Source organism: Microbacterium hibisci (assembly GCF_015278255.1).
GTDB classification, from domain to species: domain Bacteria; phylum Actinomycetota; class Actinomycetes; order Actinomycetales; family Microbacteriaceae; genus Microbacterium; species Microbacterium hibisci.
In genome coordinates this window covers 131,858-150,799 of record NZ_JADIJC010000004.1, presented here as the reverse complement: position 1 = coordinate 150,799, position 18,942 = coordinate 131,858, and the positions used below count along the sequence as shown (strand labels likewise).

Annotated in this window: 19 protein-coding genes; 8 read left to right on the top strand and 11 right to left on the bottom strand. The window is 70.0% G+C overall.

The features are described from left to right. Positions 1-23: 23 nt before the first annotated feature. A complete protein-coding gene (locus tag IM770_RS09005; RefSeq protein WP_203580800.1) occupies positions 24-512 on the bottom strand; it encodes an FBP domain-containing protein in 489 nt (162 codons plus the stop codon). Between the two features lie 243 nt (positions 513-755). Further along, positions 756-1,970: a hypothetical protein gene (locus tag IM770_RS09000; RefSeq protein ID WP_203580799.1), complete on the bottom strand. Its 1,215-nt coding sequence runs from the start codon at positions 1,968-1,970 to the stop codon at positions 756-758. A gap of 91 nt (positions 1,971-2,061) precedes the next feature. Here IM770_RS09000 and IM770_RS08995 point away from each other — a divergent pair, with 91 nt between their 5' ends. After that, complete coding sequence (locus tag IM770_RS08995; protein ID WP_203580798.1) at positions 2,062-3,261, top strand: acyl-CoA dehydrogenase family protein; 1,200 nt, start codon at positions 2,062-2,064, stop codon at positions 3,259-3,261. Between the two features lie 13 nt (positions 3,262-3,274). On the opposite strand, the gene IM770_RS08990 is transcribed toward IM770_RS08995, so the two are convergent. Then, on the bottom strand, positions 3,275-3,913 hold the full coding sequence (locus IM770_RS08990; protein WP_203580797.1) for a TetR/AcrR family transcriptional regulator: 639 nt from the start codon (positions 3,911-3,913) through the stop codon (positions 3,275-3,277). Positions 3,914-4,024: 111 nt separating this feature from the next. Here IM770_RS08990 and IM770_RS08985 point away from each other — a divergent pair, with 111 nt between their 5' ends. From IM770_RS08985 to rplI, 5 genes are all read left to right on the top strand, one after another. Further along, positions 4,025-5,296: a nucleotide disphospho-sugar-binding domain-containing protein gene (locus tag IM770_RS08985; protein ID WP_239065976.1), complete on the top strand. Its 1,272-nt coding sequence runs from the start codon at positions 4,025-4,027 to the stop codon at positions 5,294-5,296. A gap of 194 nt (positions 5,297-5,490) precedes the next feature. Further along, the gene (gene rpsF / locus IM770_RS08980; RefSeq protein WP_109208695.1) at positions 5,491-5,859 is read left to right on the top strand and encodes a 30S ribosomal protein S6; all 369 of its coding nucleotides are present in this window, start codon (positions 5,491-5,493) and stop codon (positions 5,857-5,859) included. Positions 5,860-5,864: 5 nt separating this feature from the next. Next, the gene (locus tag IM770_RS08975) at positions 5,865-6,386 is read left to right on the top strand and encodes a single-stranded DNA-binding protein (RefSeq protein ID WP_203580795.1); all 522 of its coding nucleotides are present in this window, start codon (positions 5,865-5,867) and stop codon (positions 6,384-6,386) included. A 75-nt stretch (positions 6,387-6,461) separates the two neighbouring features. Continuing rightward, positions 6,462-6,716 (top strand): 30S ribosomal protein S18, encoded by a 255-nt coding sequence (gene rpsR / locus IM770_RS08970; protein WP_005054609.1) that lies wholly within the window; start codon positions 6,462-6,464, stop codon positions 6,714-6,716. Between the two features lie 11 nt (positions 6,717-6,727). After that, positions 6,728-7,180, top strand: coding sequence for a 50S ribosomal protein L9 (gene rplI / locus IM770_RS08965; RefSeq protein WP_106815587.1), 453 nt, complete (start codon positions 6,728-6,730; stop codon positions 7,178-7,180). 187 nt (positions 7,181-7,367) lie between these two features. Here rplI and IM770_RS08960 read toward each other — a convergent pair whose 3' ends face one another. The 6 genes from IM770_RS08960 to IM770_RS08935 form a co-directional block, all read right to left on the bottom strand. Further along, positions 7,368-7,973 (bottom strand): response regulator transcription factor, encoded by a 606-nt coding sequence (locus IM770_RS08960; RefSeq protein ID WP_203580794.1) that lies wholly within the window; start codon positions 7,971-7,973, stop codon positions 7,368-7,370. Then, entirely contained in the window at positions 7,970-9,148 is a 1,179-nt protein-coding gene (locus IM770_RS08955; RefSeq protein WP_203580793.1) for a sensor histidine kinase, read from the bottom strand. The genes IM770_RS08960 and IM770_RS08955 overlap by 4 nt, the downstream gene beginning before the upstream one ends. A gap of 86 nt (positions 9,149-9,234) precedes the next feature. Then, positions 9,235-10,056: an ABC transporter permease gene (locus IM770_RS08950; protein WP_203580792.1), complete on the bottom strand. Its 822-nt coding sequence runs from the start codon at positions 10,054-10,056 to the stop codon at positions 9,235-9,237. Continuing rightward, positions 10,053-10,991 (bottom strand): ABC transporter ATP-binding protein, encoded by a 939-nt coding sequence (locus IM770_RS08945; RefSeq protein WP_203580791.1) that lies wholly within the window; start codon positions 10,989-10,991, stop codon positions 10,053-10,055. Before IM770_RS08945 ends, IM770_RS08950 begins: the two co-directional genes overlap by 4 nt. A 397-nt stretch (positions 10,992-11,388) precedes the next feature. Continuing rightward, on the bottom strand, positions 11,389-13,092 hold the full coding sequence (locus tag IM770_RS08940) for a chaplin family protein (protein WP_239065975.1): 1,704 nt from the start codon (positions 13,090-13,092) through the stop codon (positions 11,389-11,391). 118 nt (positions 13,093-13,210) lie between these two features. Further along, positions 13,211-14,224 carry a hypothetical protein gene (locus tag IM770_RS08935; protein ID WP_307785416.1) on the bottom strand — a complete coding sequence of 338 codons (1,014 nt, stop codon included), beginning with the start codon at positions 14,222-14,224 and terminating at the stop codon, positions 13,211-13,213. A gap of 606 nt (positions 14,225-14,830) precedes the next feature. Between IM770_RS08935 and dnaB the strand changes: the two genes are divergently transcribed. Further along, positions 14,831-16,204 (top strand): replicative DNA helicase, encoded by a 1,374-nt coding sequence (gene dnaB, locus IM770_RS08930; protein ID WP_116195182.1) that lies wholly within the window; start codon positions 14,831-14,833, stop codon positions 16,202-16,204. A 110-nt stretch (positions 16,205-16,314) separates the two neighbouring features. Here dnaB and IM770_RS08925 read toward each other — a convergent pair whose 3' ends face one another. Both IM770_RS08925 and IM770_RS08920 read right to left on the bottom strand, forming a co-directional pair. Further along, positions 16,315-16,641: a DUF6221 family protein gene (locus IM770_RS08925; RefSeq protein ID WP_203580790.1), complete on the bottom strand. Its 327-nt coding sequence runs from the start codon at positions 16,639-16,641 to the stop codon at positions 16,315-16,317. A 323-nt stretch (positions 16,642-16,964) separates the two neighbouring features. Then, a complete protein-coding gene (locus IM770_RS08920; protein ID WP_203580789.1) occupies positions 16,965-17,582 on the bottom strand; it encodes an MIT C-terminal domain-containing protein in 618 nt (205 codons plus the stop codon). A gap of 97 nt (positions 17,583-17,679) precedes the next feature. Between IM770_RS08920 and IM770_RS08915 the strand changes: the two genes are divergently transcribed. After that, complete coding sequence (locus IM770_RS08915) at positions 17,680-18,849, top strand: helix-turn-helix domain-containing protein (protein ID WP_203580788.1); 1,170 nt, start codon at positions 17,680-17,682, stop codon at positions 18,847-18,849. Positions 18,850-18,942 lie beyond the last annotated feature (93 nt).

The window sequence follows — 18,942 nt, the reverse complement described above, 5'->3', positions numbered from 1 at the left end:
CGGCATCCGCCCCGCTGCTGCGCTCAGGCGCTGTCGCGGAGGTCGCGCGCGAAGCCCTCGGCATGCGCGCGGAGCGCATCGATGCGGCGCTGACGCGCGGCCTTGACGTCGAACCCGAGGTAGGCGGGCGGCATGGGCCGCCGGGCGTTCGCCGAGCACTCGAACTTCTCGCAGAGCAGCGTGCCGACGCTGTCGCCGTTGCGGCCGGCCTTGCCGGCGCGCTTGGCGCCGAAGAGCACGACGTCGTTGGGGAGCGTGACGTCCTCGCACCACGAGCACTGCGCGCGGGAGCGCGTGCGCTGCTCGGTCTGGCGCAGCAGGATGCCGACGGGCGCGTCGTCGACCGGCACCACGATGAAGCCGGCCAGCGGCTGCTTCGGATCGCGCCAGCCGAAGTAGTCGAGGTCGGCCCAGCCCACATGGGCGAGGTCGGGCACGACGAGCGCGTTGCGCTCGCGCAGGGAGGCGTTGATGAAGGACGCGCGGATGTCCTTCTCGGTGAATGCGTGCATGATTCCTTGATTCACGAGGGGTCGTCCGTGGGGACGACGAAGAGGGATGGATGCCGCAGACCGGCGGTCCGCGGAGAGTCGGGCGGCGCCGCACGCGAGGCCGGACGGTGACGTCAGCCCGCGCGGCGCGCGCGGCTACCTCCGCTCGGCGCGAGCCGCGCCGAGTACCCCCTCACGCCCGCCGGGCGTCGTGATCGTCGAATGCACGCCCGACAGCATACGCTCGCCCGCCTGATGACCGGGTCAGCGCAGGAACGCCGGTCCGACCTGGGTGAGGATCCAGAACAGCACCACCACGCCGCCGACGATGATCGTCGCCCACGGCACACCGCGCTGCAGGCGTCGGCCCTGCGGGGCGACGCCGGCCGGCGGTCGCAGCGCGTCGAGCGGAGGGACGAACGGGACGGATGCCGCGCCGCCGGGCCCCGCGCCGACCTCGGCCGAGGCGGGGCCGAGGGGTGCGGCATCCGTCATCGCCGTCGCGGCCGCCGCCAGCCTCTCGTCGCGCCACCGCGCCCACTGCGCGAACTTGTCGAGCAGGGCGCCGACGACCGAGAACAGCCACGCCCACGTCTGCGGGTCGAGGGTGGAGAAGTCGCGCTTGGCGTAGAGGAAGAGCCAGTCGTCGACGATCTCGACGTCGAGGGCGGCGGCGTTGTCGATGAACCGCGCCATGATGTCGGGCGTGAAGAGGTAGAGCGCGTCGCGCTCGTAGTCGGCGGGGCAGTAGAGGGAGAAGAAGCGGTCGAAGTCGCCCTCGAGGCTCAGCCGCTGCTCCTTGTCGAACGTGAGCGGCAGGTTCGAGGCGCCGAACAGGCCGTTGTTGCTCGTCGCGTCCAGCACGATGTGCGGGAGCGGGGTGTCGAGCTTCACCGCGACGTAGCCCCACTGGTGCGTCTGCTGGTTCTTGCCCGACCCGGTCGTGTAGCGGTAGTTCGCGAACTCGACGAAGCGCGGCTGCCGGCCGCGCACGAGGTCGAGCGCGTGGCGGGCGCTGCCGATCGAGAAGATCATCCCGGGAAGCCCCGGCGCGTCCAGCCGCGGCAGGTACTCCATGGCGTTGGCGCGCGCGAACCGGTCGAGGCGGTAGCGGCGCTCGCGGCCGGCGCGGGCGCCCCGAACGAAGAGCGTGATCCCGACGGCGGCGATGACGCCGATCACCAGCACCGGAAGCACGGCGAACAGCAGGGCGATCCCTCCGGCGCCCTCGACCCCGGCGCTCACAGCGCCCAGTACCGCCGAGATCATCGTGATCGCCACCGAGCCGAAGACCACGAGCACGACGAGCGCGAGGACGACGCCAAGAACGGCCCCGAACGACGAGCTCGCCATCCTTCCGGTGCGGCGGAGCTCGTGATCGAAGGCCCGTGCCGCGCCGGGGGGAACGGGCTCGACGAGCGGCCGCGCGTCGAACGGATACGACGGCGCGGCGCCGGGGGCGGTGGACGGAGCGCTCACGCGGTCCACCGTACTCGCGGCCGCGAGCCGGTCCGGTTCCGCGCGGGATGCGAGCGTCGTGCGGCAGGATCGGACTCGACAAGGAGGCACCATGACCGATGCCCGCAGGGATCCCGACGACCTCCGCACGCTCCGCGAAGCCTCCGACATCCTCGGCATCGACGCGCTCCTGAGCGCCGAGGAGCAGGCGGTCCGCGACCGCGTGCGGGCATTCGTCGACGCGGAGATCCGCCCGCACATCGCCGGCTGGTTCGATCGCGCGCACTTCCCCGCCGAGCTCGCCCCCGCCCTCGGTCGCCTGGGCGTGCTCGGCATGGAGCTGGACGGACACGGATGCCCCGGCCGCAGCGCCGTCGAGTATGGCGTGGCAGCCCTCGAGCTCGAGGCCGGCGACTCGGGCATCCGCACGTTCGTCTCGGTGCAGGGGTCGCTCGCCATGGGGTCGATCCACCGATGGGGCAGCGACGCGCAGAAGCAGGAGTGGCTCCCCCGCATGGCGGCCGGTGAGGCCATCGGCAGCTTCGGACTCACCGAGCCGACGGCCGGGTCGGACCCGTCGCGCATGAAGACGTTCGCCCGGCGCGACGGCGGGGACTGGATCCTCTCGGGCGCCAAGCGCTGGATCGGTCTCGCACCGATCGCCGCGGTGACGGTGGTCTGGGCGCAGACCGACGACGGCGTGCGCGGCTTCCTGGTGCCCGCCGGCACGCCGGGATTCGAGGTGACGGTGCTGGAGCCGAAGGGCTCGATGCGGGCGTCCGTGCAGACCGCCCTCCGCTTCGACGAGGTCAGGCTTCCGGCATCCGCTCTCCTGCCGGAGGCACGCGGGCTGCGCGGACCCCTCTCGGCGCTCAACGACGCGCGCTACGGGATCGTGTGGGGTTCTCTCGGCGCAGGGCGCGACAGCTACGAGGCGGCACTGCGGCACGCGCTGCGGCGCGAGCAGTTCGGGCAGCCGATCGCCGGCTTCCAGCTGACGCAGCGCAAGCTCGTCGACATGGTGGTGGAGCTGCAGAAGGGCGCGCTGCTCGCGCTGCAGATCGGGAGGGCGAAGGATGCCGGAACCCTGACCCCCGCCCAGATCTCGCTCGGCAAGCTCAACAACGTGCGGGAGGCGATCGAGATCGCCCGCGAGGCGCGGACGATCCTGGGCGGCGACGGCGTGCTGCTCGAGCACTCCCCGATCCGGCACGCGGCCAATCTCGAGTCGGTGCGCACGTACGAGGGCACAGACGAGGTGCACACGCTGATCCTCGGCCAGCATCTGACCGGGCTGAGCGCGTTCCGCTGAGCGGTCTGAGGGATCAGCGCGCGAACTCGGCGAGGACCGCGGAGCGCAGCCAGGCGGTGTAGCGCTCCGGCGTCCAGCCGGACTGCGTGACCAGCTGCTGATACCCCTCCGGCGACAGCTGGAACGACAGCGCGGCCGCCGTCGCGTCCGGGTCGGCGACGGTGGGCGCCAAGCCGCGCGCGACCAGTTCGTCGACGAACCGCCGGTAGTCCACCGCGCGACGGGCGAGGATCGCCCGCAACGCGGTGTGGACGACGGGATCGGATGCCGCGGCGCCGAGCAGCACCGTCCACAGGGCATGGCCGCGCGCGTTCGCGAGAGCGATCTGTCCCACCACCGCGTCGAGCAACGCCGCGTCGGGAAGGTCCAGGACTCCCCGTCCCACCTCGGTGTCGGTGAGCGAGTCCGCCGACTCCGTTCCGGCGAACATCACCTCGAAGGCGGCGATCAGAAGCTCCGACTTGGCGGCGGTGGTCTTCACCGTCTCGGTCGAGACGCCGGCTTCGCGCGCGATGCCCGCGAGAGTCGTGGCCGCATAGCCGCGCGTGGCGAACAGGCGAGCGGCGGCCTCGACCACGCGCCGGCGGGTCTCTTGCGCCTGCCGAGCCCGCAGTGCGGAGCGGTATGCGCGCGGCGATGTATCAGAGGTCATTGACCTGCCTCATGGGGTGGTGAATACTCCAGCAGTACATCCAATCCTAGCGAAGGCGCCTCACCCATGTCCCGGTTCCTGATCACCTGCACGCCCGCTCACGGTCACGTCATGCCCCTCCTGCAGATCGCGCGCCACCTCGTCGCACGGGGCGGCGAGGTGAGCTTCCTGACGAGCCCCCGCTGGGCAGACCGCGTCCGCGAGACCGGGGCGCGGTTCGTGCCGCTGCCCGCCGAGGCGGACGTCGACCTCGACGAGCCCGACCGCGCCTTTCCGGAGCGGTCCGGACTGACCGGTCCCGCCGCGATCCGCTTCGACATGACGAATCTCTTCGTCCGGCCCGGTGCCGCCCAGTTCGCCGCCCTCCGCGCGGAGCTCGCGGCACGTCATGTGGACGCGGTGCTGACGGAGCCGCTCTTCCTGGGCGCCGCGCTCTTGAACCGATTGCCGCGCTCCGAGCGTCCGCCGGTGATCGCGCTGGGCATCTTCCCGCTCGGGGTGAAGAGCCGTGACACCGCGCCCTTCGGCCTGGGCGTGCCGCCGAAGGCGGGCGCGGTGGGCCGTCTGCGCAACCGCGTCCTCTCGCTGGTGGCCGAACGCGCGATCTTCGGCGCCGTGCAGCGAGAGGCGGACGAGATCAGCCGGCGCGAGGTCGGCGTGCCGCTCGGCGGCTTCCTCCTCGACTGGCCGTCGCGCGCCGACGCGGTGGTGCAGTTCACGGTGCCGGCGTTCGAGTATCCGCGCTCCGACCTCCCGTCGACCGTGCACTTCGCCGGTCCGATCCCGGTTCCGGCGTCGGCGGTGGCGCTGCCGGAGTGGTGGTCCGACCTGGACGGCCGCCGGCCGGTCGTCCACGTGACGCAGGGGACGGTGGCGAACGCCGACTTCGGCCAGCTCGTGCTGCCGACGATCGAAGGGCTCGCGGCATCCGATCCTCTCGTCGTGGTCTCCACCGGCGGGCGCCCGCGATCGGCGCTGCCCGCCGATCTTCCCGCGAACGTGCGCGTCGCGGAATACCTGCCCTATGACCGGCTTCTCCCGCTCGTCGACGTGCTGGTCACCAACGGCGGCTACGGCGGCGTGCAGCAGGCGCTGGCCCACGGCGTGCCGCTGGTGGTCGCCGGGCAGACCGAAGACAAGGTCGAGGTGTCGGCCCGCGTCGGCTGGTCGGGCGCCGGCATCAACCTCAAGTCCCAGCGCCCGAGTCCCGCACAGGTGGCCGCCGCGGTCGATCGCGTGATGACGGATGCCTCGTACCGCGCCCGCGCGGAGGCGCTGGCGACCGCATTCGCGGCGGCCGACGGGCTGGCCGGGCTCGATGCGGTGATCTCCTCTCTCGCCGCGCCCGCGCCGGTGAAGACCTCGGGCGCTCACGGCGAGTGACGGGTGCGCCCACCCCGCGCGGCGGGCGGCGACCCCGAGCGCGGCGGTCGATTCGGCGCACGATCGGGCATCCGGTACCATAGGAGGGTTGTCCGTGTGAGCGCGCGCCCGCGCGCCGTCCGGATGACGTGCAACACACCCTCCTGCTGCCGGGAAATGCCCGACAGCCGTTCTAGTCCGAAGGAGGTGGGTTAGTGACGCACCAGTACGAACTCATGGTCATCCTGAACCCTGAGATCGACGAGCGCCAGGTCGGCGCCAACCTCGACAAGTTCCTGAAGGTCATCACGACCGACGGCGGCACCATCGAGAACATCGACATCTGGGGCAAGCGCCGTCTCGCGTACGAGATCCAGAAGAAGACCGAGGGCATCTACGCTGTCGTCAACTTCACCGCGACGGCCGAGACCACCCAGGAGCTCGACCGCCAGCTGAACCTCAGCGAGCAGATCATGCGCACGAAGGTCCTGCGTGCCGAGGAGGCCATCGCGATGGTCGCTTCGGAGAAGGCCCGTGCCGACGAGCGCGCCGCCCGCAAGACCGCCAAGGCTGCGAAGGCGTAAGGCTGATGGCCGGCGAGACGATCATCACCGTCGTGGGAAACCTCACGGCTGATCCCGAACTGCGCTACACGCAGAACGGCCTCCCCGTCGCGAACTTCACGATCGCGTCGACGCCGCGCAACTTCGACCGTCAGGCCAACGAGTGGAAGGACGGCGAAGCGCTGTTCCTCCGCGCGAGCGTGTGGCGCGAGTTCGCCGAGCACGTGGCCGGCTCGCTGACGAAGGGCATGCGGGTCATCGCGACCGGCCGCCTCAAGCAGCGCAGCTACCAGGACCGCGAGGGCAACAACCGCACCGCGATCGAGCTCGAGGTCGATGAGATCGGTCCGTCGCTGCGCTACGCGACCGCTCAGGTCACCCGTGCCGCGGGCGGCTCCGGCGGTGGCGGCGGCAACTTCGGCGGTGGCGGCCAGTCTCGTCCGGCGCAGGTCGCCGACGAGCCGTGGTCGACCCCCGGTTCGCAGAACGCCGGTGGCGGCGACGCGTGGGCTGCCCCGGGCGCCTACGGCGACGACACCCCGTTCTGATCGGTCAGATCTCAGCAACAGATTCCGGATGCCTCGTGACGAGGCATCCGATCATCAACACGTAAAGGAAACACCATGGCTGGAAAGGCAACCGGCGACCGCCGGAAGCCGCGGAAGGGCGCGAAGAACGCGGCCCCCGCGAAGGCGATCCGTGTCGGCGTCATCGACTACAAGGACGTCGCCACCCTCCGCAAGTTCATCTCGGAGCGCGGCAAGATCCGTGCCCGTCGTATCACCGGTGTCTCGGTGCAGGAGCAGCGTCTGATCGCCAAGGCGATCAAGAACGCGCGCGAAATGGCGCTCCTGCCTTACGCCGGCGCTGGCCGCTAAGGAGTACCCACATGGCAAAGCTCATTCTCACGAACGAGGTCGCCGGGCTCGGTAGCGCCGGTGACGTGGTCGAGGTCAAGAACGGGTACGCCCGCAACTACCTCATCCCCCAGGGCTTCGCGGTCGCGTGGACCCGCGGTGGCGAGAAGCAGGTGGCGTCGATCCGCGCCGCCCGCGAGGCGCGCGCGATCCACGACCACGAAGAGGCTGTGGCGCTGAAGAACAACCTCGAGACCAACAAGGTCCGCCTGGCCGTCAAGGCCGGCGCCGAGGGTCGCCTGTTCGGTGCGGTCAAGACCGCCGATGTCGCCGACGCGGTCAAGGCCGCGGGTCTCGGTGACCTCGACAAGCGCAAGATCCACATCACCTCGCCGATCAAGTCGACGGGCGAGCACGAGGCGACGGTCCGTCTGCGCGACGACCTCACCGCCGTGATCACCCTGCAGGTGGTCGCCGCCAAGTAATCCCTCGGGATACGGCAGAACGGATGCCGCAGACCGGTGCTTCTGAGAGGCACTGCGTCTGCGGCATCCGTCGTCTGTGGCCCGCGCAGTGGTCACAACTCAGGCAGATGCGGGTCGTGCGGCGCCGACGGAGCCGCTGCACCCGATTCCGCCCGAGTTGTGCGCGCACACACGGGGTGCCGACGGCTCAGAGCCAGCCGTTGTCCCGCGCGAGGCGGGCGGCGTCGGCGCGATTGCGACCGCCGGTCTTGCCGATCGCGCTGGAGAGGTGATTGCGCACCGTCCCCTCCGACAGGTGGAGGAGCGCCGCGATGTCGGCGATCGAGCCTCCGGTCTGCGCCGCCGAGAGCACGTCGGTCTCGCGTTCGGTGAGCGGTGAGTCCCCCTGGGCGAGGGAGTCCGCGGCGAGGACCGGATCGACGACGCGCAGCCCCTGGGCGACCCGCCGCACGGCGTCGGCCAGCTGCGCCGCGGGGGTGTCCTTCACGACGAAGCCCGAGGCGCCCGCCTGCATCGCGCGCTTGAGGTAGCCCGGTCGGCCGAAGGTCGTCACGATCAGCACGCGGCACGCCGGGAGCGCGGTGCGAATCGCGGCGGCCGCGGCGATCCCGTCCATACCGGGCATCTCGATGTCGAGCATCGCGACGTCGGCGCGTGAGGCGAGCGCCGCGTCGACGACCTCGTCTCCGCGGCCGACCTCGGCGACCACCTCGATGTCGGACTCGAGTCCGAGCAGCGCCGCCAGCGCGCCCCGCACGAGCGCCTGGTCGTCGGCGATCAGGAGCCGGATCACATCGTCACCCGCAGGCTGAAGCCGCCCAGGTCGCTGCGCCCGACCGCCAGGCGTCCGCCGGCGGTCTCGACGCGCTCGCGCAGGCCGGTCAGTCCGGTCCCGGCTGCGGCGGTGTCGGACGGTCCGACACCGTCGTCGGCGACCTCCACCTCGTGCCGGCCGAGCGTGACGCGGCATCGCGACGCGCCGGCGTGGCGCACGACGTTGGTCACGCCCTCGCGCACGATCCAGCCCGCGAGCTCGCGGCGGCCCGGGGGCACGGCATCCGTCGACGAAGGCAGCTCGGCCGCGATGCCCGCGGCCTCGAGCGCCGCCCGGGCGGCGGCGAGCTCCCCGCTCACCGTGACGCCGCGCACCCCCGCGACGGTCGACCGCACGTCGGCAAGAGCGCCGCGCGCGAGCGCCTCCACCTCGGCGATCTCGGCCTTGGCGCGTTCCGGGTCGACGTCGACGAGCCTGCCGGCGAGTTCGGCCTTCACGGTCACGACGGTGAGCGAATGGCCGAGGATGTCGTGGATGTCGCGGGCGACGCGGCCACGCTCCCGCTCCACCGCGAGCGCCTCGAGCTGCGTCTGCGCCCGCCGCAGCTGATTCATCGCGGCCGCGGTTCGGGCGAAGGAGGCCATCATGAGCGAGACCGACACGATGATGGCCGGGACCCAGAGGACGTTCTCATCCCAGCCCTCGGTCATTCCGTTGGTGACCAGTGCGACCACACCCAGACCGAGGATCGTCGGCCACGTCCACTGCCACGGCAGCACGCACATGCCGAGGGCGACCCCGACGTACGTCCAGAAGACGGCGATGCCCCAGCCGAGCCACGGGAACAAGGCGAAAGAGAGCACGAGGAGACCGGCGCAGACGGCGATGCGCCCGCGCTCGCCGAGCGTCCAAGCCAGCGGCACCGACACGAGGAACGCTGCCGCGAACAGCACGACGAGAGAGAGGCCGAGCGCGGCCGCGGCTGCGGAGCCCGCCTGCGCGATCACGTCGCGGCTCGGTCCGATGAGCCACAGGAGAGCGACGCCGGCGCCGAGGTACCAGCCCGCCGCCGCCCGCGACCAGAGGATCCGCGGAAAGGAGCCCGTTCGCCGGATCGTCACGTCGCCCCGGCGAGCCGTAGCCGGCGACGAGAGGTCGGCGGCGGGCCGATCGCCGGGGGGCGTGGCGTGCATGGACATCACCTTAGAGCGGCGGGCCGGGGAGCGGCACCGGGCCGTGTACGGCAGGAGTCGCGCGGCCCGGTGAACGGAGGCGGTGCTCATACGCGCTTGGTGTCGCGGCGGAAGGCCCAGGCTGCGCAGGCGACGAAGATGCCGAGCCAGGCCACGGCGTTGACGAACCACAGGATGTCGACGTCCGCGCCGGTGAGCGGCGCACGGGCGATCTGACTGATGCCGTACACCGGCGTGAACCGCGCGATCACCTGGAGGAGCTCGGGCATCGCGCTGAGCGGGGTGAAGAGCCCGCCGAGGAACGACAACAGGGCGATCGCCAGGCTCGTGACCTGCGCCGCCCCATCGCCCGGCATGAGGTAGCCGACGGCGAGGCCGAGCGTCGTGAACACGGCGCTCGCGAGCAGCCAGCTCGCCGCACCGGTGGCGATCCACTGCGCCCACGTCAGGTGGACGCCGCTGGCGGCCCCCACCAGGTAGGTGGCGGTGACGGCGAGCAGGCCCAGCACCATGCCGGCGAGCGTCTTGACCACGACGTTCACAAGGGGGTTCAGCGGAGTGAGCCGCAGCTGCCGGCTCCATCCGTATGCTCTCTCGGTGCCGATGGCCGTGCCGGTCTGCGTGGACGACATCATGGCGCCGTACATCGCCATCGACACCATGACGTAGGCGGCGACCGACGGACCCCCCTGCGAGAGAGGGGTGGCGGTGAGCTGCTGTTCCCGCAGCGGGAGCCCGATGATGACGAACATGGCGACCGGGAAGGCCACGGTGAACAGCAGGAGGCGGCGGCTGCGGAGCTTGCGCTTGAGTTCGATCCACAGATAGGTCAGGGTGAAGCCGCCCCTCGGCGGCACCCTCCGCTCGAGCGACACGCGGTCGCTGATCGTCGTGCTGGTCGTGGTCATGATGCCGTTCCTTCGGAGGTGAGAGCGAGGAACACGCTCTCGAGGGTTTGGGCGGCGATCTCGACGTCGCGCGCCTCGGTGCGGGTCAGCAGATGCCGCGCGACGGCATCCGAGTCCCTGGTGTGGATGGTGTAGCGGTCGCCGAGCGCTTCGACGCTGTCCACTCCGGGGAGCGTGACCAGTGCGACGGGATCCGCCCCCGGCAGGGTCGCGCTCACCGCACGGCCGGATGCGAGGCCTTTGATGTCGGCGGTCGACCCGTCGGCGACGATGCGACCGCGGTTCATGAGGATGATCCGATCGGCGTACTCGTCGGCCTCGTCGAGGTGGTGCGTGGCGAACAGCACCGTGCGGCCGCGGGCGGCGTCCGCCCGGATGGCGTTCCAGAAGGATCGTCGCCCGGCGACGTCCATCCCGGTGGTCGGTTCGTCGAGGATCAGCAGGCCCGGGTCGGACAGAAGCGCCATTGCGAAGCGCAGGCGCTGCTGCTGCCCTCCCGAGCACAGCCCGACGCGCCGGTCGGCGATCTCGGCGATCCCCGCGCGCTCGAGCACCTCGGCGACGGGTCGCGTGTCTGCGAACAGGCCGGCCGTCAGGTCGAGCGTCTCGCGCACTGAGATGTCGGGGAGGAGCCCTCCCGTCTGCAGGACCGCCGACACGAGGCCGTGCGCGATCGCGGCACGGGGCGACTCGCCGTAGATCCGCACGGTGCCCGAGTCGGGCTGCGCCAGACCCAGCAGCATGTCGATCGTCGTGGTCTTCCCGGCGCCGTTCGGCCCCAGGAAGGCGACCACCTCGCCGGGACTCACCTGCAGGGTCACGTGCTCTACGGCCCGGACCGAGCCGAACGACTTGCGCAGTGCGGTCGCGTCGACGGCGAAGGGAAGGGCGGATGCCGGGTCAGCCGGCCGGCCGAGGAGCTGTGTCGATTCCATGCCTCCAGCGTCGTGCCGCCGCCTCGGCTGGCCCTCACACGGGCGTCACGATCTGTCTGTGACATCCGTCACACCCGCCCGGCGAGTCGAGCGCCTCGCGACCGGCGACGTGCGGTGAGACGTTCGGACATGCCGAGACGGATGCCGCGAGCCCCCCGGGTCGCGGCATCCGCCTGGCTGCCATCCCCGACCACGGCATCCGGTCCAGGCATTGCCGAACGACCGGGGTCGGAGATGGGTCTGGCACCCCCGACCGCGACGCCCGCTCCAGGCACGGCCGGGACGATCGCGGTCGGGGGTGGTCTAGAAGCGGGAGGGCCGTTGGGGACGGCCCTCCCGCCTGCTCACGCGGGTCGGGGCGAGGGGCGTCTGGGGAACGTCGACTTGCCCCGTCGACTCACGCGGAGCGTCGCCGCGACGCGCGCGCGACGGCTCCCGCTGCGAACAGCGAGATCCCGAGCAGCAGGAAGGGCATCGCGCCCGTCCGTCCCGTCATGGCGAGCTGAGAGGCCGAACCGGCCGAGGCCGCCGAACCAGTGACCGCGGCCGAACCGGTGACTGCGGCCGAACCGGTGGTTCCGTCGGTGCCATCGGTCCCGTCGTCACCCGGCGTGCCGGGCGTACCGGGCTCGGTCGGGTCGGTCGGGTCCGTCGGGTCCGTCGGGTCCGTCGGGTCCGTCGGATCGGTCGGGTCCGTCGGGTCCGTCGGGTCCGTCGGGTCCGTCGGGTCGGTGGGGACCGTCGGGACGACGGTGTCGACGGTGCTGTCGCCGATCACCGAGATCCCGTTGCCGCCGATCGTGATCGGCAGCGAGATCGGAGCGAGGATCTGCGTGCCGCCGAGGATCGAATCGGTGCCGTCGGTCGTACCCGTCGCGCCGCCGCCCGAGCCGGAACCCGGAGTGGCGACCGCACCCGACGACTCGCTGTCGCCGACGCCCGAGATCGCGTTGCCCACGACCGCGATCGGCACCGTGACCGGAGCGAGCACCTGGGTGCCGCCGAGGAGCGAGTCGGTGCCGTCGGTGGTGCCGACGACGCCGGGTCCACTCGAGCCGTTCGACGGTGCCGCGGTGGCGCCGTCGCTCGTGCTGTCTCCGACGACCGAGATCGCGTTGCCGACCGCGGTGATCGGTGCCGTGATGGGTGCCAGCACCTGGGTGCCGCCGAGGAGCGAGTCGGTGCCGTCGGTCCAGCCGTCGGTGCCCGAGGTTCCGGCCGTGCCGGCGGACGGCGCCGTGGTGGCGGCATCCGTCGTCTCGCTGTCGCCGATCACGGAGACCGCGTTGCCGACGGCGGTGATCGGCGCCGTGACGGGCGCGAGCACCTGGGTGCCGCCCAGGAGCGAGTCGGTGCCGTCGGTGCTGCCGACGACGCCGTTGCCGCTCGAGCCGGTCGACGGCGCCGTGGTGGCGCCGTCGCTCGAGCTGTCACCGATCACCGAGATCGCGTTGCCGACGACGGTGACCGGGGCGGTGACGGGTGCGAGCACCTGGGTGCCGCCGAGGATCGAGTCCTCGCCGCTGGTCCAGCCGTCGGTGCCGGGGGTTCCGGCGGTGCCGGCGGCGGGCGCCGTGGCTCCGTCACCCACGACCGAGATCGCGTTGCCCGACACCGTCACCGGTGCCGAGATCGAGACGATCCCCTGGGTGCCCGACAGCAGGCCGTCCTCGCCGGACGTCTCCGCCGACGCGGGTGCGCCGGCCGGGGCGGGTGCGGTGGCGGCGGTGGCGGCATCCGTCGACGCGCTGTCGCCGATGACGGAGACGGCGTTGCCGGCGACCGTGATCGGCACGTTCACCGAGACGAGCGCCTGCGTGCCCGACCCGACGCCGTCGGCGCCGCTGGTCGAGGCCTCGGCGGGTGCCGGGGCGGGTGCGGGAGCCGCGGTCGTCGCGCCGCTGCTGGACGAGTCGCCCAGCACCGACAGCGAGGTGCCACTGACCGTGACCGGGAGGTTGACGTCGATGATCGCCTGGGTGCCCGAGAGCAGTCCGTCGTCACCGTTCGTCTCGGCCGCTGTGGCGACCGTCGCGCCGAGCAGCGTGATGCCGCCGGCCAGAAGCGTGCCCCACAGGGCGCGCTTGCAGAAAGTACGCATGATGTTCCCCTTTGTGGATAGATCGGTTCGCAGCGCGCGAAGAGGCACTGCTCAGCGCGTGAGGGCGCGCTGATGCTGTGCCGCCGAAGCCCGGATGGGCACGGCAGCCGAGAGCCGATCAGTCGGGGGAGACGTCGGTGGAGCCGACAGGCGCCGGCGGCGCGTGCTCGTCCTCCGGTCCGGCACGACGCACCCAGGCACGGTGTGCGGCGAGCGGGAGGAGGGCAGCGAGCGCCCAGGCGCCGGGACCCGCACCACCGGGTCCCGAGGAGGCAGCGGCGGGAAGGCAGAGCCCTCCCGCAGAGCCGGAGGTGCCGCCGGCGGCAGGCGCGGCGGAAGAGACGACGGCCGCGGTGATCACGGCGCTGTCGGAAGCGGATGCCGCACCCCACGCGGTGCGGAGCGCGCCGGCCGCCGAGGATGCGGCGGTCGCGGCATCCGTCACCGTCTCGGTCGACGTCGCTGCGGCCGGCGGTTCGGCGGAAAGCGATGGGGACTCGACGTCGGCGTCGGTGCCGGTCGAGAGTCCGGGAAGGGTGGGAAGCGGGGGCAGCAGCGGGCCGCCGACCGAGCCGTTCGCGGGCGGCTGGCCGACCGTGGCGCCGGTGTCGTCCACCGCGCCGACGACCGCGCCGAGCGTGTCGTCGACGGTGCCGCCCAGGTCGGTCACGGCGTCGTCGAGGCCGGTGCCCGAGACGATGCCGCCGACGACCGGAACCTCTGCGATGAGGTCGACGACCGGCTGCGTGATGCCGCTCACGACACCGCCCGAGACGACGTCCGACACCGGCTGAGTCACCGTGGTCACGACCGTGCCGACGGTCTGCACGACCTCGCTCACCGGCTGCTGCACGGGAGCGGGCGCCACGGAGACGACCGTGTTGACGGTCTCGGTGACCCCCGTCGTGACGGTCGATACGGTGTCGGTGACGGCGGTCGCGGTCGTGTCGACCAGCGAGGTCACCGCGCCGAGAGCACCCCCGAGAAGCCCTTCGTCGTCGGTCTCGTCGGCGTGCGCCTGTCCGAGGCCGAGGCCCAAGACCAGCGAGACGACGATCCAGGCGAACGCGGTTCCGATCCCGATGAGGGCCAGCCGCACGATCCTCGGCAGCTGCGAGGTTGCGATCTCCACGTTCACCTCCCACGACGAAAGAGCCGCACGTTCCGGACGGATCGTGCGTGAGGGTGCCTGGACTTGAGAGGCTACCCCGAGGCTCGGCGTCGTGTCCAGACCCCTCGAACAGAAGACGGACGGCGGATGCCGGCGGGTCCTTCGCGCGGGCCGAGGCCGCGGAATTGTGCACAGGGCGCCGGCCGGGGCGAAACCTTCAACCCTGACTTCAACCACATCGTCCTCCACAGGCTGTGAAAACAGAAAGGCCTGATCGGACGCGCTTCGCGCAATATATCCCCCAGAAAACGGCTCAGTTCTCCACAGAGGTTGTTCACAGGTGTGACGGCGTTTCTCGCAACCTCTCCACACACTTATCCACAGGGCATGTTGCGAGTGTCGGACCCCGTCCATAGCGTGGGGTGCGGCCCACTCGGGAGCGCGCGCCTGAGTGCTGAGCACGACGGCGAGACTGCGATCGGGTTCGCAGGACGCACGGACTACGGGGGACAGGGTGCGGGGGCATCCCGCTATCCGTCGTGCACTTCGGGGTGCACGGCGAGCCGTCCCCATCGCCGCCCGGTGAGCTGCACGATGTGAACGAACGGTAAGGAGGACGCGCACCCTATGTCGATAGCCGACATCTCCGAAGAGCGCATGGGGGGTCCCCGCGACTTCGAGCGCACTCCCCCGCACGATCTCCTCGCCGAGCAGAGCGCTCTCGGCGGAATGCTGCTGTCGAAGGATGCCGTCGCCGACGTGATCGAGACGCTCCGCGGCACCGACTTCTACGTGCCGAAGCACGAGCTGATCTTCGAGGCGATCCTCACCCTCTACTCGCACGGCGAGCCGACCGACGTCGTCGCCGTGACCGACGAGCTCATCAAGACGGGCGAGCTGCAGCGCGCGGGCGGTGCCGATTACCTGCACACGCTCACGTCGATCGTGCCGACGGCGGCGAACGCCGGCTACTACGCCTCGATCGTCTCCGAGCGCGCCCTGCTGCGACGGCTCGTCGACGCCGGCACCCGCATCGTGCAGATGGGCTACTCGGGTCAGGGCGAGGCCCTCGACCTCGTCAACAACGCCCAGGCCGAGATCTACTCGGTCACCGGCGCCGAGCAGGCCGAGGACTACGTGCCGCTCACGATCGCGGTGGATGCCGCGGTGGAAGAGATCGAGGCCGCACGCGGTCGTGACGGCCAGATGACCGGCATCCCGACCGGCTTCTCGGGTCTCGACTCGCTGACCAACGGTCTGCACCCGGGCCAGATGATCATCATCGCGGCGCGACCCGCGATGGGTAAGTCGACGCTCGCGCTCGACTTCGCCCGCTCAGCCGCGATCAAGGCGAACATGCCGACGATCTTCTTCTCGCTCGAGATGGGCCGCAGCGAGATCGCGATGCGCCTCCTGAGCGCCGAGGGCGCGATCCCGCTGCAGTCCATGCGCAAGGGCACACTCGACTCGCGCGACTGGACGACGGTCGCCGCCACGCGCGGCCGCATCAACGACGCGCCGCTGTACATCGACGACAGCCCCAACATGACGCTCGTCGAGATCCGCGCGAAGTGCCGGCGGCTCAAGCAGCGGGCAGGCCTCAAGCTGGTCGTCATCGACTACCTCCAGCTGATGACCTCGGGCAAGCGCGTCGAGTCGCGTCAGCAGGAGGTCTCGGAGTTCTCGCGTGCGCTGAAGCTGCTCGCGAAGGAACTCGGCGTGCCGGTCATCGCGCTGTCGCAGCTGAACCGTGGCGCCGAGCAGCGCGCCGACAAGAAGCCCGCGCTGTCCGACCTGCGTGAGTCGGGCTCGATCGAGCAGGACGCCGACATGGTGGTGCTGCTGCACCGCGAGGCCGCCTACGAGAAGGACTCGCCGCGCGCCGGCGAGGCCGACCTCATCGTCGCCAAGCACCGTAACGGCCCGACCGACACGATCACCGTCGCGTTCCAGGGCCACTTCTCGCGCTTCACCGACATGGCGCCGGGGGACTTCGGGTAGTGTCGGATCCCGACGATCCTTGCGCAAACCGCGATATCGGCCGGGGCACTTTGCGAATACGCAAAGTGCAGCTGGATTGACCGGACGTCGACTGCCGGCCAGGGGAGCTGCTATCCGCGCCAGACGTCGCGGTAGTCGGCGTGGTCCTGATGGGCGGAGGCGAGTAGCCGCAAGACAAGTTCCAGGGCCGTCGACGCTGGGTCTGACGCGACGAGAAATTCGTTGACGATGTTGCGCTTCGCGGCGCACTCAGCGATCACTCGTTGATAGTCCGCTGCGACGATCATCCGCTCTGCGTCGAAGGCGAACTGGGTCGCCCATAAGCAGAACTTGGTGTCAGTAGTCGGCGAGACGGATGCAACGTGATCGGCGATGCGTTCGTCCTCCTCGATCCGGGCGAGCAAGAACTCTACGAGATCCGCTACGTTGTCGTTCATGGCCATGTCCCTTCGCTCGAGCAACTGGCCAGGATCCCACATCCTGCGCTGAACGAACAGTGGCGACCTAAGCCGCAACGGCCCCGTCGAAGAGCGCTGAGACGGTTCGATCCACCAGGTCCTTCGCGGCGCGGAGCAGAATTTCGCGGGCTCCTATGCGTGCGACGAACTGCCCAACGGCCTCCCGTGCAGCGGCAGACTCGGCCACGGCGACCGCCCCTAGTCCCACGCCCGCGCACGTGAGCGCGACCGCGACCTTTCCGGTCGTTGACATGGATCTCCGATCTCTCAGATGTCGCTCTTCGTTCGAACGCGGTCGGGGGCTACTTGTCGGTGAGGTAGTACGTGATCGCGAAGCGCTTGGCGATTGATCGCAGTTCCTGAGGGGTGCCGTGGCAACTCTTCGCATCCCAGAAGTCGAGTCCTTTCCCGAGGAGCACCCGCCACTTGGGGGTCTCGATCGACCGATCGTGGTTGGACTCATCGAACGAAACGCAAAGCTTGATGCCGTGCTCGACGAGCTCTTCCTGAAGCGCGATGAGCGCCTTGGCCAGGCCATACTCCCAATCGATTCCGGCAGCGCGGGCGGTGACGATGTGCGCGTCGTGAGGACCTCCGTCGGGGTCAGAAGCAACCGCGAGGATCAGCTCACGGAGGTTGCGGATCTGACGGAAGGTCTTGATGTGCGAGTCGACGATTGTGATTGTTGCCTCCTTGGTGAGGTACGGAACGAGAACGTCCTCGTAGGTCACACCGCACTGCCCTGGTTCAAACCAGCGCGTTCCCTCCGCGAGCGGAGCCATGGCGGCGGATGCCTTCGCGGCGCGAGCGTCTTTGACGAGTCGGATGACGGCGGGAACAAGCGGAAGCGCGAGTCCGATTACCGCATGCAACGGAGCGATCCCCGCGAACGGTCGTGGAGCTGAGAGAGCGATCGACATTGCGGATTCCCTTTCCGATAGTTTGGTTGGTCCAACATAGCGCGCTAAATTTAGAGACGCAACCGCTAATTCCTCTGATTCACGCTATGCTCGTATCATGACAGTGTCAGATTCTGCATTCGGGCAAGTCGTCCGTGATCTGAGGCGCGAACAGGGACTCACCCAGGGCGCCCTCGGTGTTGCGGCGGGATACCAAGGAGGGGCGGGCGTCACCGTATCCCGAATAGAGAATGGGCTCCTGGAGCCGAGTGCGGACAGGCTTGAAGGAATCGCTACAGCCCTCGGCTTGACGAGCCGCGATCTCTTAGACCTCGCAACCGCACGCGCTGCGTCCGCGCGCGAGCAATCACAGAATGGGATCGAGAGCTTCGACCATCGAATCGCCGTTATCCAAGAGGTGAATGAACGCCGGAAGAGCCTTGCAACGGCGTACCGTGCCTATACCGAGGCCGGAGCTGCCGCGGATTCAAGCTTCCTCTCTCCATTTCGTGCGATGGCCGCGCGGATTGAGGGGATCGAGGTCGAGGAGGCGCCACACGCTGAGGATGGACGCGGCGGAGATTGCAACGCAAGAGCCGAAGCTTCCTATCAACTTCGCCTCACGACTTACGGGGTGAAGGAGGCGCTGGCAAGGTCCTCAAGGATCGGATCGGCCGCTGGTACGAGCTTCGACAGTTTCGCGGAGGCAGTCGCGCTATCTACTGTGGCAGCGGGAGCCGCCGCCGCTAGCGCCAGCATGACGTCGGCTATGAGTGGTCTCGGCACGGCGCTAAACGTCGCGTCTTCCTTGCGCGGCGCGCGGTCCACAAGCTGGCTCGCAGTCGCGGGAGGCGTCGTCGCGGGTGCTCTAGTCGCCGCGCTGACGGCCTCCGGAGCGAAGCGCACGAGGAAGCAGCGGCAGATTCTTGATGAGGAGCTCCTCAAGGTCGAGGAACAGATCGCGGACACCCAGCCCGGTCTCGATGCGCTCCTCGAAGTCCTTCCGACCGCTACGAAGACGCTGAACTACATCGCCGTTCACGCTGGACACGCACTTGATCGATGGGATGTCGTCGGGGCCTCTGGTCACGGCGACTGGCGGAATCTAGGCGACCTTGGTCGTTCGCAGTACGAGGCGTTCGCCGAGATCGCCGCTGCGCAGGTTGCTGTCCAGACCATCAGCGTCCGCGACCTCGTCGAGAGTCGTGGGCAGGAGTTGGATCGCACGAAGTCGCTAGTCGATGAGGTTCTGACCCAGTCGTGGGAAAGGGTCACTCAACAGGTTTAGGAGAGGTTCGCCCCCGTGTCGGTGCGCGGACGTACACTCCGAGAGCCAATACCCATTCGAACCCGTCCGCTTTGTGACGTGCCGATATGATTC

Bases quoted from the DNA above. Each gene is read 5' to 3' on its own strand.
- IM770_RS09005 (WP_203580800.1), bottom strand. From the start codon at position 512: ATGCACGCATTCACCGAGAAGGACATCCGCGCGTCCTTCATCAACGCC.
- IM770_RS08995 (WP_203580798.1), top strand. From the start codon at position 2,062: ATGACCGATGCCCGCAGGGATCCCGACGACCTCCGCACGCTCCGCGAA.
- IM770_RS08990 (WP_203580797.1), bottom strand. From the start codon at position 3,913: ATGACCTCTGATACATCGCCGCGCGCATACCGCTCCGCACTGCGGGCT.
- IM770_RS08985 (WP_239065976.1), top strand. From the start codon at position 4,025: ATGCCCCTCCTGCAGATCGCGCGCCACCTCGTCGCACGGGGCGGCGAG.
- IM770_RS08975 (WP_203580795.1), top strand. From the start codon at position 5,865: ATGGCCGGCGAGACGATCATCACCGTCGTGGGAAACCTCACGGCTGAT.
- rpsR (WP_005054609.1), top strand. From the start codon at position 6,462: ATGGCTGGAAAGGCAACCGGCGACCGCCGGAAGCCGCGGAAGGGCGCG.
- rplI (WP_106815587.1), top strand. From the start codon at position 6,728: ATGGCAAAGCTCATTCTCACGAACGAGGTCGCCGGGCTCGGTAGCGCC.
- IM770_RS08955 (WP_203580793.1), bottom strand. From the start codon at position 9,148: ATGCACGCCACGCCCCCCGGCGATCGGCCCGCCGCCGACCTCTCGTCG.
- IM770_RS08950 (WP_203580792.1), bottom strand. From the start codon at position 10,056: ATGACCACGACCAGCACGACGATCAGCGACCGCGTGTCGCTCGAGCGG.
- IM770_RS08945 (WP_203580791.1), bottom strand. From the start codon at position 10,991: ATGGAATCGACACAGCTCCTCGGCCGGCCGGCTGACCCGGCATCCGCC.
- IM770_RS08940 (WP_239065975.1), bottom strand. From the start codon at position 13,092: ATGCGTACTTTCTGCAAGCGCGCCCTGTGGGGCACGCTTCTGGCCGGC.
- dnaB (WP_116195182.1), top strand. From the start codon at position 14,831: ATGTCGATAGCCGACATCTCCGAAGAGCGCATGGGGGGTCCCCGCGAC.
- IM770_RS08925 (WP_203580790.1), bottom strand. From the start codon at position 16,641: ATGAACGACAACGTAGCGGATCTCGTAGAGTTCTTGCTCGCCCGGATC.
- IM770_RS08920 (WP_203580789.1), bottom strand. From the start codon at position 17,582: ATGTCGATCGCTCTCTCAGCTCCACGACCGTTCGCGGGGATCGCTCCG.
- IM770_RS08915 (WP_203580788.1), top strand. From the start codon at position 17,680: ATGACAGTGTCAGATTCTGCATTCGGGCAAGTCGTCCGTGATCTGAGG.